Source organism: Pseudomonas sp. N-1-13, from assembly GCF_057787095.1.
On sequence record NZ_JBYNRI010000001.1, the window covers coordinates 1,964,063 to 1,976,044 of the forward strand.

An 11,982-nucleotide genomic window follows, 5' to 3' on the forward strand; every position below is an offset into this window, starting at 1 on the left:
GGCTTCCAAGCTCGTGATAGCATCCGCGCCATGAATTTCCCAGGACGAATGACCAGTGGTGCGCTCTTGCTGTCCCTCAGCTGCGCGGCACTGGCACAAAGTGAATTGGCTGTACGGGTCAAGCCGTCCAACGACCAGCTCAAGGCTAACGTAGAAGGCTATATCGGCGGCGTGGGCGATCGTGACGAAGAGGCTTTGTTGCGCTTCAGTCGTGGTGCCGAGGAACAGGCGCGCAAAGCCGCCCAGGCGCTGGGTTACTACCAGCCGCAGATCGACAGCGAGGTCGAGGGCGGCAAGACCCCGCGCCTGATCCTGACCATCGACCCTGGCGAGCCCGTGCACCTGCGCAATGTCACCGTGCGCATCGATGGCCCGGCCGCTTCCCTCAAGGCTTTTCGTGTACCGGACAACGCCGCGCTCAAACCTGGCGCGGTGCTTAATCATGGGCGCTATGAAGACGCCAAACGGATCATCCAGAACCAGGCCTCGCGCTATGGGTTTTTCAGCGGGCGATTTGTCAGCCAGAAGCTGTTGGTGGACCCCCAGGCCGGCGTGGCCGACATCGAGCTGGTCTACGACAGCGGCCCGCGCTACGCCCTGGGCCCGGTGAGTTTCGAGGGTGACACGCCCTTTGATGAAGAGTTGTTGCAGCGCATGGTGCCGTTCAAGGCGGGCGAGGCGTACGACTCGGAACTCATCGCAGAACTCAACCAGGCCCTGCAATCGAGCGGATATTTCGAAGGCGTGCGGGTGGACGCGGCACCTACCGCCGCCACGGATAACGTGATCCCGGTGGCGGTCAAGCTCGAGACCCGCAAGCCGCGCACCATGGGCCTGGGCCTGGGGTTCTCCACCGACGTCGGCCCGCGGGCCAAGGCCAATTGGACGCGCCACTGGGTCAATCCCCAGGGCCACAGTTATGGCTGGGAAGCCGAAGTGTCGGCGCCCCGGCAGAACGTTGGCCTGTGGTACGACGTACCCCTGGACCCGCCGTTGACCGACAAGATGCGCTACGCCGGTGGCTATCAATATGAAGAGCTGTCCGGCACCGATAGCCTCAGCAAGCTGCTGACCGTGGGCCCCGAATGGCACAGCAAGTTGCCCAGTGGCTGGCAGCGGGTGGTGTCGCTCAAGTGGCAGCGCGAGGAATATCGGCTCGGCGACGATTCGGGCCTGAGCACCTTGCTGATGCCGGGCGTGAGCTATTCCTACCTGCGCAGTGACAACCGCATCGATCCGCGCAACGGCTATCGCATTCAATTCGACACCAAGGTCGCCAAGGAAGGGCTTGGCTCGGACAACAACCTTTTATATGGCACGGCCATGGTCAAGGGCCTGACCACCGTGTTCGACAAGCATCGTCTGCTGGCCCGGGCTCAGGTCGGTGGCAGTGCCACCAATGGCTACAAATCCATCCCGCCATCCCTGCGCTTCTTCGCCGGTGGCGACCAGAGTGTGCGCGGTTACGATTATCAAAGCCTGTCACCGGAAAACTCCGAAGGGGATCGCATCGGTGGTCGCTACATGGTCGCCGGCAGCCTCGAGTATCAGTATTCGATTGCGCAAAAATGGCGGGTGGCGACCTTCGTCGACCAAGGCAATTCCTTTAACAGCCTTGAGCTGCCGAGCCTCAAGACGGGTGTCGGCGTCGGTGTGCGCTGGGTGTCGCCGGTGGGGCCGATCCGCCTCGACCTCGCCCATGCGCTGGACGACGACGGCGGCATTCGCTTGCACTTTTCCATGGGGCCCGAGTTGTGAATCGTGGTTTGAAAATAGCGCTGCTGGCGCTCGGCACGTTGCTGCTGGTGGTCGTGCTGACCCTGAGCATCGTGCTCGGCACGCAATGGGGCAGTCGTTGGGCGCTTGGCGTTGTGCCGGGTTTGAGCACGGATAATTTTCAGGGACGGTTGGGCGGCCAGTGGAGTGCCGACCACCTGTTGTGGCAGCAGGACAGCAGCCGAGTGGAACTCGATCAGGTGATCTTCGCCTGGTCGCCGCTATGCCTGGCGCGCATGACCCTGTGCATCGATCAGCTCAAGGCCGACAAGGTCAGCCTGCAATTTCCTCCGTCCACTGACGAGCCGAGCAGCGGTCCGATCACCTTGCCGGACCTGAACTTGCCGCTTGCCCTGGAACTGGGCGACGTGCAGGTCGGCAGCCTGTTGTTCAATGGCAGCGAACAGCTCAAGGGCTTGCAACTGGCCGCGCATTGGACCGCCCAAGGTCTGCAGATCGACTCGGTGCAGCTGCAGCGCGACGAGCTGAGCCTGAAGCTGTCCGGTTTGCTGCAACCCGGCGGCGACTGGCCGCTGAAGGCCCAGGGCCGGTTGACCTTGCCGGCGCCAGGCTCCACGCCTTGGACGCTGGACCTGAACATCGATGGCAACCTGCTCAAAACCCTCAATCTCAACGCCGACAGCAGCGGCTATCTGCAAGGCCGATTGGTCGGTGAGCTGCAACCGCTGGCGGACAACCTGCCGGCCAAGGTACGCATCACCGCTGACGGCTTCAGGGCCGCCGCCGATCTGCCGGATACCCTGATGCTCAATCAATTGGAGCTGACGGGCGAAGGCGATCTGAACAGCGGCTACCAGTTGCTTGGCAAGGCAACGTTGCCCGCCGAAAAAGGCCCGGTGGCCTTGCTGCTGCAAGGCAAGGTGGACGCCAACGGTGCGCAGATCGCCGGCCTGGACCTTAACGCCAGTGATCAGCAATACCTCAAGCTCACCGGCCAGTTGGACTGGCGCGAAGGTCTGAGCGCCGAGGCGAAAATCGCCTGGCTGGACTTCCCTTGGCATCGCCTCTATCCGCTGATCGACGAGCCACAAGTGACGCTGCGCAGTTTCAACGGTGAAGTGTCGTATACCGATGGCAAATACCTGGGTAATTTCCAGGCCGCGCTGGACGGCCCCGCCGGAGCGTTCAGCCTGGACAGCCCATTCAGCGGCGACCTGACGACGATCCATTTGCCGGAACTCAAACTCGCCGCCGGGCAGGGCAAGGCCGAAGGCCATCTGAACCTTGAATTTGCCGAGGGCATCGCCTGGGACACAGCGCTGGAGCTGTCGGCCATCAACCCGGCGTACTGGCTGGGGGAGCTGCCCGGCACCCTGGCCGGGCCGTTGCGCAGCAAGGGTTCGATGAAAAATGACCGCCTGGAGCTTGATGCGGACCTGGACCTCAAGGGCAAGTTGCGCGGCCAACCGGCGCTGTTCCAAGCCAAGGCCAACGGTGTTGGTGAGCAGTGGAACCTCAGCGCGCTGGACATTCGCCTGGGTGACAACCGCATCAACGGCACGGGCAGCCTGCAAGAAAAACTCAGCGGTCAGATCGATATCAAACTCTCGCGCCTGGCCCAACTCTGGCCGCAATTGCGCGGCCAGTTGGTCGGTCGCCTCAACGTGGCCGGGACACTCAAGGCCCCCCAAGGCAAGCTCGACCTGCAAGGCACGCAACTGGCGTTGCAGGACAACCGCCTACAAAGCCTGAACCTGGATGCGACCCTCGACAGCGCGCAGCGCGGCAAGGTTGACCTCAAGGCCAGCGGCATTCGGGCGGGCGATACGTCGCTCGGTGTCCTGACGGTGAGCGGGCAGGGCGACATCAGGCAGCAAAAACTGACCCTCGACCTGCAAGGGCCACAGCTGGAAACGGCCCTGGCGCTCGATGGCGTGCTCGACCAAGGCAACTGGCGCGGGCGTCTCAGCACTGGCAATGTGCAGGCCGGCGGCCAGGCTTGGCGTCTGCAAGCCCCGGCCAAGCTGGAGCGCCTGGCCAATGGCACGCTCAACCTGGGGGCCCACTGTTGGCGTTCCGGCGAGGCCAGCCTGTGTGGTGAGGATCAGCGCCTGATGCCGGAGCCGAAGCTGCGCTATCACCTCAAGCAATTCCCCATCGAAAGCCTGGCCCAGTGGATGCCCAAGGATTTTGCCTGGCAGGGCCGACTCAACGCCGACCTGCAACTGGACCTGCCGGCCAGCGGCCCGAACGGGCGCATTCTGGTGGACGCCAGCGGCGGCACTTTGCGGATCCGGGACAAGGACCGCGACGCTGAGCAATGGCTGGACTTCCCCTACCAGACCTTGACCCTCGACAGTCGCCTGACGCCCAAACGGATCGACACCAGCCTGAATTTCGTTGGGGCCAAGCTGGGCGAACTGATGCTCCAGGCGCAGATCAATCCGTTGCCGGCCAGCAAACCGCTGAGCGGCTCGTTCCGCCTGAGCGGCCTGGACTTGTCCGTGGCGCGGCCATTCCTGCCAATGGTGGAAACCCTCACCGGTCACCTGAATGGCAGCGGCACGCTGTCGGGTGGTTTGTTGGCGCCCCAGGTCAACGGCAACCTGTTGATCAGCGATGGCGAAGTGTCCGGCCCGGAACTGCCGGTCAGCCTCGAAGACTTGCAGATGCGCGCAACGATTGCCGGTGAAACGGTGCGCCTCAACGGTGACTGGAAAAGTGGCAAGGGCGGCCGAGGCAGCCTGACCGGGGACATCGGCTGGGGCGAAGCCCTGAGCATGGACCTGGCGCTCAAGGGTTCGCAATTGCCGGTCACCGTCGAGCCTTACGCGGTGCTGGAGGTGGCGCCGGACCTGACCATCACGTTGCAGGGCGAGCGGCTTTCCATCGCCGGCAAGGTCCTGGTGCCCAAAGGCGAAATCACCGTGCGCGAACTGCCGCCGTCTACCGTCAAGGTGTCGGATGATACGGTGATCGTTGGCCACCAGACCGAGGAGGGCAAGACACCGATGGCCATGGCGATGGACATCGATGTGATCGTGGGCCAGGAAAAGCTCGCGTTTTCGGGCTTCGGCCTGACGGCCAACGTACAAGGCCAGGTGCACATCGGCGACAACATGGACACTCGCGGTGAACTCTGGCTCAACGACGGTCGCTACCGGGCCTATGGGCAACGGCTGACGGTGCGTCGGGCGCGGCTGTTGTTCGCCGGGCCGATCGACCAGCCTTACCTGGATATCGAAGCGATTCGCCAGACCGACGACGTGATCGCCGGCATTCGTTTGAGCGGCAGCGCCGAACAGCCGACCACGCAAATCTTCTCTGAACCGGCCATGAGCCAGGAGCAGGCGTTGTCTTATCTGGTACTCGGCCGGCCGCTGAGCACCACGGGTGAGGACAACAACATGCTCGCCCAGGCGGCACTGGGCCTGGGGCTGATGGGCAGTGCGGGGGTGACCACCAGCCTCGCCAACAATCTGGGCATCGAGGATTTCCAGCTCGACACCCAGGGCAGCGGCGATGCCACCAGCGTCGTGGCCAGCGGCAATCTGACGGAAAAACTCAGCCTGCGTTACGGCGTCGGCGTGTTCGAACCGGCCAACACCATCGCCCTGCGCTACAAACTCAGCAAGCGGGTGTACCTGGAAGCCGCCAGCGGCGTCGCCAGCTCCCTGGATATCTTCTACAAGCGCGATTTCTAAGCCTTCGCGCCACCTCCTGTGGGAGCGAGCCTGCTCGCGATAGCGATGTATCAGCCGACTCAATGTTGACTGTCACGACGCTATCGCGAGCAGGCTCGCTCCCACATTTTTTATCTGCGTTTGTCGGGTTGTGCATAGCAAGCTAACTATTTGTTTGACATTTGCTGCCTAGGCAGTAACATCTCGACATACATTCACTGCCTAGGCAGTAAAAGGTGGTCAGATGAAACATTTCACCCCGGACGATTTCCACAATTGCCACCTTGGCATGCTGCTCGGTCGTGCCGCGCTGCTCAAAGACCGAATCATCGATACCCACATGGAACCCGTCGGCATCACCGCCGCGCAGTTCAAGGTGTTGATCATCATGGCCCAGCACGGCATCGATACGCCGGTCGAGCTGTGTCGGTACCTGTCCCTGGACAGCGGCTCAATGACGCGAATGGTCGATCGTCTGGAGCAGAAAGGTTTTCTGATCCGCCAGCGCTCGGCGGATGACCGTCGGCAGGTGCGACTGGTGCTGACCGAAGCCGGCCAGGCCCTGGCCGATCGCCTGCCTGTTATCGGCGCCGATGCCATGAACCAGTTGGCGGGCGCCATCAGCCGCGAGGAGTTGCAAATCCTCGAACAAATCCTCAAGAAAATTCTGCTCGCCGCCGGTGATCCCATCACCGTGTTGCGGTTGGGGGACAAATGAGTCGTAAAACCTTGCGTACCCGCATCAGCCTGGTGTTGCTGGCCATGAGCCTGGCCGGTTGTGCCAGTTACAGCGGCCTGAACACCGAAGGCGTCCGCCTTGAGGCTCAAAACCTCAAGGCCGGGCAATCTCTCAACGGCGTCACGCTGTCACCCGCTTCCTGGCCGAAAAGCGATTGGTGGAAAAGCCTCGGCGATCCACAACTCGACGGTCTGATCCACGAAGCGTTGCGCGACAGCCCGGACATGCAGATCGCCAGCGCTCGGGTGCATCAGGCCAGTGCCGCTGCCTACGCCGCCAATGCGGCGCGCATGCCGACCCTGGACGCCAGCGCCAGTGTCAGCCGTTCGCGGCTGGCCCGTGACCAGGACCCGCAAGGGCAGGGCGGGGCGTACAGCACCCTGCGTTCGCTGGGCGTGGATTTCAATTACAACTTCGACCTCTGGGGCGGCCAGCGTGCGGCCTGGGAAGCGGCCCTGGGCGAGGCCCGCGCCGCCGAGATCGACCGGCAGGCCGCTCGCCTGACGCTCGCCGCTGACGTGGCCCGGGCCTACAGCGATCTGGGGCAGGCCCATATCATTTATGACCTGGCGTCCGAGGATCTCAAGCGCACCCGGCAAATGCTCGATCTGGGCAAGCGCCGCCTCAGCGCCGGGATCGACAGCGAATATCAGTTCCAGCAGACCGAAAGCCTGGAAGCCAGCGCCGATGCGAGCCGGATCGACGCAGAAAAACGCCTGCAAAGCGCAAAAATCGCCTTGGCGGTGCTGTTGGGCAAGGGGCCGGACCGCGGCAATGAAATTGCTCGCCCTCACGTGCTGCAAGCCAGCGCCGTCGCCCTGCCGTCGAACCTGCCAGCCGAATTGCTGGGCCGTCGTCCGGATCTGGTCGCCGGTCGTTGGCGAGTCGAGGCGGCGGGCAAGGACATTGAAGCCGGCAAGACTCAGTTCTACCCCAACCTCAACCTGAGCGCGGCGGCGGGGGTGCAGTCATTGTTGGGAGACGCGATGTTCGGTTCGGCCAGCCGCTTCTTCAACGTAGCGCCGACGGTGTCGCTGCCGATCTTCGACGGTGGGCGACTGCGGGCGGACCTGGATGCCAGGGATGCCGATTACGACATGGCGGTGGCGCAGTACAACAAGAGCCTGGTCAAGGCCCTTGGAGATGTCAGCGACACCATCAACCAGTTGCGCGACATCGCACGGCAGATCGCCGCGCAGCAACACGCTACCGATATCGCGCAGAACTCTTACGACACCGTGGTCCAGCGCTATGGCTCCGGCATCGGAAATTACCTGGACGTGCTGAGCATCGAGCAGCAATTGCTCCAGGCCCAGCGCCAACTGGCGAACCTGAATGCCGAGCAGATCGACCTGTCGATCCAACTGATGCAGGCCCTGGGCGGTGGCTTCGAGGCCGACACCCTGGCTTCGGCCGCGCCGGCCTCCACCACGTCGCACAACTGATTCGAGGTACTTGTCATGGCTACTGCCGAAACTACCCAACCCTCTGAAACTGCCCAGGACAGCAGCAACCCGCGCAAGCGCAAGCTGATGCTGCTGGGGCTGGCACTGATTGTCGTCCTGGGTGGCCTGGGCGTCTGGGCTTGGCACGAACTGTATGGCCGCTGGAGCGAGAGCACCGACGACGCCTATGTGAACGGCAACGTGGTGGAAATCACACCGCAGGTCACCGGCACCGTGGTGAGCATCGGTGCCGACGACGGTGACCTGGTGCGTGAAGGCCAGGTGCTGGTGCAGTTCGACCCGAACGACGCCGAGGTCGGGCTGCAAAGTGCCCAGGCCAACTTGGCCCGTACCGTGCGCCAGGTGCGTGGCTTGTACAGCAACGTCGATGGCATGCGCGCTCAGGTCAAAGCCCAGGAGGCCGAAGTACAGAAGGCCCAGGAGAACTACAACCGACGCAAGAACCTGGCGGCCGGTGGGGCGATTTCCCGGGAGGAACTGTCCCACGCCCGTGACGATTTGACCTCGGCGCAGAATGCGTTGGCCAACGCCAGACAGCAACTCAAGACCTCCAGTGCCTTGGTGGATGACACCGTGGTGGCTTCCCATCCAGACGTGCAATCGGCCGCCGCGCAATTGCGTCAGGCCTACCTGACCAACGCCCGCAGCACCTTGATCGCGCCGGTCACCGGATACGTCGCCAAGCGCACGGTGCAGTTGGGCCAGCGGGTGCAGCCGGGCACGGCGCTGATGGCGGTGATTCCACTGGATCAGTTATGGATTGACGCCAACTTCAAGGAAACCCAGCTGCGGGACATGCGCATCGGCCAGCCGGTGGACATCGAAACCGACCTCTATGGCAGCGACGTGAAGTACAGCGGCACCGTCGACAGTCTCGGTGCGGGCACCGGCAGCGCGTTTGCCTTGTTGCCAGCGCAGAACGCCACCGGTAACTGGATCAAGATCGTGCAGCGGGTGCCGGTGCGTATTCATATCAACGCCCAGGAATTGGCCAAGCATCCGCTGCGGGTCGGCCTGTCGACCCAGGTCGACGTCAACCTGCGCGACCAGAGTGGTCCGGTGCTGGCCCAGCAGCCACCGAAACAAGCCTCTTTCAGCACCCAGGTCTATGACCGGCAACTGGTCGACGCCGACGCGATGATCACCCGGTTGATTCACGAAAACAGTGCCGCGGCGAGCAAGACCGCCCAGCGCTGAGGTAGCCATGCCTGGCGACTTGGGTAATGACCTGAACCTGTGGGAGCGAGCCTGCTCGCGATAGCGGTGGATCAGCCCGTGTTGATGGCGACTGAAAATCCGCCATCGCGAGCAGGCTCGCTCCCACAGTTTTGTCCCCCATTTCAACCGGGACTTTTGCGCGACTTTGTCATGTCCGCTTCGCTTCATAGGATTTCGCAATGAGCAATAACGCGTCCTTCACGCCGCCCAGCCTGTTGCTCAGCACCATCGGGCTGTCGTTGGCGACGTTCATGCAAGTGCTCGACACCACCATTGCCAACGTCGCCTTGCCGACCATTTCCGGCAACCTGGGTGTCAGTTCGGAGCAGGGCACCTGGGTGATCACCTCGTTCGCGGTGAGCAACGCCATCGCGCTGCCGCTGACCGGCTGGCTCAGCCGTCGGTTTGGCGAGGTGAAGCTGTTTTTGTGGGCGACCCTGCTGTTCGTGCTCGCCTCGTTTCTGTGCGGTATCTCGACTTCGATGCCGGAGCTGATTGGCTTTCGTGTCCTTCAGGGGCTGGTGGCCGGGCCTTTGTACCCCATGACCCAGACCTTGCTGATTGCCGTGTATCCGCCGGCCAGGCGCGGCATGGCCCTGGCGTTGCTGGCGATGGTCACGGTGGTGGCGCCGATTGCCGGGCCGATCCTCGGCGGCTGGATCACCGATAGCTACAGCTGGCCGTGGATCTTCTTCATCAACGTGCCCATCGGGATCTTCGCCGTGATGGTGGTGCGCCAGCAACTGAAGGCGCGGCCGGTGGTCACCAGCCACCAACCAATGGATTACGTGGGGTTGATCACGCTGATCATCGGTGTCGGTGCGCTGCAGGTGATCCTCGACAAAGGCAACGACCTGGATTGGTTCGAGTCGAACTTCATCATTATCGGTGCGCTGATCTCGGTCATTGCCCTGGCGGTGTTTGTGATCTGGGAAATGACCGACCGCCATCCGGTGGTCAATCTGCGGCTGTTCGCCTACCGCAACTTTCGCATCGGCACCATTGTGCTGGTGGGGGGCTACGCCGGGTTCTTCGGCATCAACCTGATCCTGCCGCAGTGGTTGCAGACCCAGATGGGCTACACCGCCACCTGGGCCGGGCTGGCGGTGGCACCCATTGGCATCCTGCCGGTATTGATGTCGCCCTTCGTCGGCAAATACGCCCACAAGTTCGACCTGCGCCTGCTGGCCGGGCTGGCGTTTCTGGCCATCGGCCTGAGCTGCTTCATGCGCGCCGGGTTCACCAACGAAGTGGATTTCCAGCACATCGCCCTAGTGCAGTTGTTCATGGGGATCGGCGTGGCGCTGTTCTTCATGCCGACCTTGAGCATCCTGATGTCGGACCTGCCACCTCACCAGATCGCGGATGGTGCGGGACTGGCGACGTTCCTGCGCACCTTGGGTGGCAGCTTCGCCGCGTCCTTGACCACCTGGATCTGGATACGCCGGGCCGACCAGCACCATGCCTACCTGAGTGAAAGCATCAGCACCTATGAGCCGGCCACCCGCGAGGCGCTTAACCATCTCGGTGGCGCGAGCACACCGGCTTATGCCCAGCTCGACCAGATCCTCAACAGCCAGGCGTACATGCTCTCCACCGTGGATTACTTCACGCTGCTGGGTTGGGCGTTCATGGGGTTGATTGTGCTGGTGTGGCTGGCGAAACCGCCGTTTGCGGCGAAGGCGGGGCCTGCGTCGGCGGGGCATTGATTCAGAAGTGAAATGCAATCCAATGTGGGAGCGAGCCTGTGGGAGCAAAGCTTGCTCGCGATGAACGATGACACGGTCTTGCAGTGGAACCGTGTCGCCTGCATCGCGAGCAAGCTTTGCTCCCACAAGGGATATCTGCGTTCTTCAGTTGCTTGGCAGCGCCAACTGCGCATTGCCAAAACCAAACGGCGCCAAGGCAAACCCTTGTTCATCCACCTGCAACGCCCAGCCTTGCTTGTCCCAATCCCCCAGCACAATGCGCCGGGCGGCGTGTTCGCCCAGTTGCAGCTTGTGGATGGCGGGGCGGTGGGTGTGGCCGTGGATCAGGGTCTTCACGCCGTATTCCTGCATGATCCGCGGGATCTCTTCGGGCGTGACGTCGACGATGTCATTGGCTTTCATTCGCGTCTGCGTACGGCTTTCGCTGCGCAGTTTGCGCGCCAGTTTCTGGCGACTGCCCAGCGGCAGGTGACGCAGGATGAACAGCGTGACCGGGTTGCGCAGCCAGCGCCGCAACTTCATGTAGCCTTCGTCGCGGGTGCAGAGGCTGTCGCCGTGCATCAGCAGCACCGGCTCGCCGTTGAACTGCACGACACTGGGGTCCTTGAGCAGGGTGCAGCCGGCCGCTTTGCAGAAGGCCTGCCCGAGCATGAAGTCACGATTGCCGTGCATCAGGAAAATGGCCGTGCCGCTGTCGCTCAATTCGCGCAGGGCCTGGCAGATGGAACGCTGGAACGGCGTCATGGCGTCGTCGCCGATCCAGGCTTCAAAAAAGTCGCCCAGGATGTACAACGCTTGCGCCGAGCGGGCGCGTGTGGCGATCAAATCCAGAAACGCCCGGGTAATGTCCGGGCGCTCCTCTTCCAGATGCAAATCTGAAATCAGCAGTATCACTCAATGATCTCGGCTTTCTCGATGATCACGTCTTCTGCTGGCACGTCCTGGTGGCCGGCCTTGGACGTGGTGGAAACGCCTTTGATCTTGTCGACCACGTCGGTGCCTTCAACCACTTTGCCGAACACCGCGTAACCCCAGCCCTGGGTGGTCTTGCTGCTGTGGTTCAGGAAGCTGTTGTCGGCCACGTTGATGAAGAACTGCGCGGAAGCCGAATGCGGTTCCATGGTGCGGGCCATGGCGACGCTGTACTTCTCGTTCGCCAGACCGTTGTCGGCTTCGTTCTGGATGCTTGGACGCTTGTCTTTCTTTTCTTTCATGCCTGGCTCGAAACCGCCGCCCTGGATCATGAAGTTGCCGATGACACGGTGGAAAACGGTGTTTTCGTAGTGGCCGGCCTTGACGTATTCAACGAAGTTGGCAACGGTGATCGGAGCTTTCTCGGCGTTCAGTTCCAGGACGATGTCGCCGTGGTTGGTGGTCAGTTTGACTTGAGTCATGATCGCTACTCTTTCAAGGAATTCGTGGGTTTCGGG

General features: G+C 62.5%; 8 protein-coding genes. 6 read left to right on the forward strand and 2 right to left on the reverse strand.

Features of this window, described 5'->3' with window-relative positions; translation table 11 throughout:
* Nucleotides 1-30: 30 nt before the first annotated feature.
* The 6 genes from AC3I65_RS08910 (at nt 31) to AC3I65_RS08935 (ending at nt 10,552) form a co-directional block, all read left to right on the forward strand.
* Nucleotides 31-1,758, forward strand: coding sequence for an autotransporter assembly complex protein TamA (locus AC3I65_RS08910; RefSeq protein WP_173407134.1), 1,728 nt, complete (start codon nt 31-33; stop codon nt 1,756-1,758).
* On the forward strand, nt 1,755-5,441 hold the full coding sequence (locus tag AC3I65_RS08915) for a translocation/assembly module TamB domain-containing protein (RefSeq protein ID WP_288915682.1): 3,687 nt from the start codon (nt 1,755-1,757) through the stop codon (nt 5,439-5,441). Before AC3I65_RS08910 ends, AC3I65_RS08915 begins: the two co-directional genes overlap by 4 nt.
* Before the next feature lie 223 nt (nt 5,442-5,664).
* Entirely contained in the window at nt 5,665-6,138 is a 474-nt protein-coding gene (locus AC3I65_RS08920; RefSeq protein WP_047229308.1) for a MarR family winged helix-turn-helix transcriptional regulator, read from the forward strand.
* Entirely contained in the window at nt 6,135-7,604 is a 1,470-nt protein-coding gene (locus tag AC3I65_RS08925; protein WP_173407132.1) for an efflux transporter outer membrane subunit, read from the forward strand. The genes AC3I65_RS08920 and AC3I65_RS08925 overlap by 4 nt, the downstream gene beginning before the upstream one ends.
* Before the next feature lie 15 nt (nt 7,605-7,619).
* Nucleotides 7,620-8,822, forward strand: a complete 1,203-nt coding sequence (locus tag AC3I65_RS08930) for an HlyD/EmrA/EmrK family protein (protein WP_107322887.1) — start codon at nt 7,620-7,622, stop codon at nt 8,820-8,822.
* A gap of 200 nt (nt 8,823-9,022) precedes the next feature.
* Entirely contained in the window at nt 9,023-10,552 is a 1,530-nt protein-coding gene (locus tag AC3I65_RS08935) for a DHA2 family efflux MFS transporter permease subunit (RefSeq protein WP_047229311.1), read from the forward strand.
* Nucleotides 10,553-10,696: 144 nt separating this feature from the next.
* Here AC3I65_RS08935 and AC3I65_RS08940 read toward each other — a convergent pair whose 3' ends face one another.
* Both AC3I65_RS08940 and AC3I65_RS08945 read right to left on the reverse strand, forming a co-directional pair.
* Complete coding sequence (locus AC3I65_RS08940; protein WP_047229312.1) at nt 10,697-11,446, reverse strand: UDP-2,3-diacylglucosamine diphosphatase; 750 nt, start codon at nt 11,444-11,446, stop codon at nt 10,697-10,699.
* Nucleotides 11,443-11,946: a peptidylprolyl isomerase gene (locus AC3I65_RS08945; RefSeq protein WP_047229369.1), complete on the reverse strand. Its 504-nt coding sequence runs from the start codon at nt 11,944-11,946 to the stop codon at nt 11,443-11,445. The genes AC3I65_RS08940 and AC3I65_RS08945 overlap by 4 nt, the downstream gene beginning before the upstream one ends.
* Nucleotides 11,947-11,982: the final 36 nt, after the last annotated feature.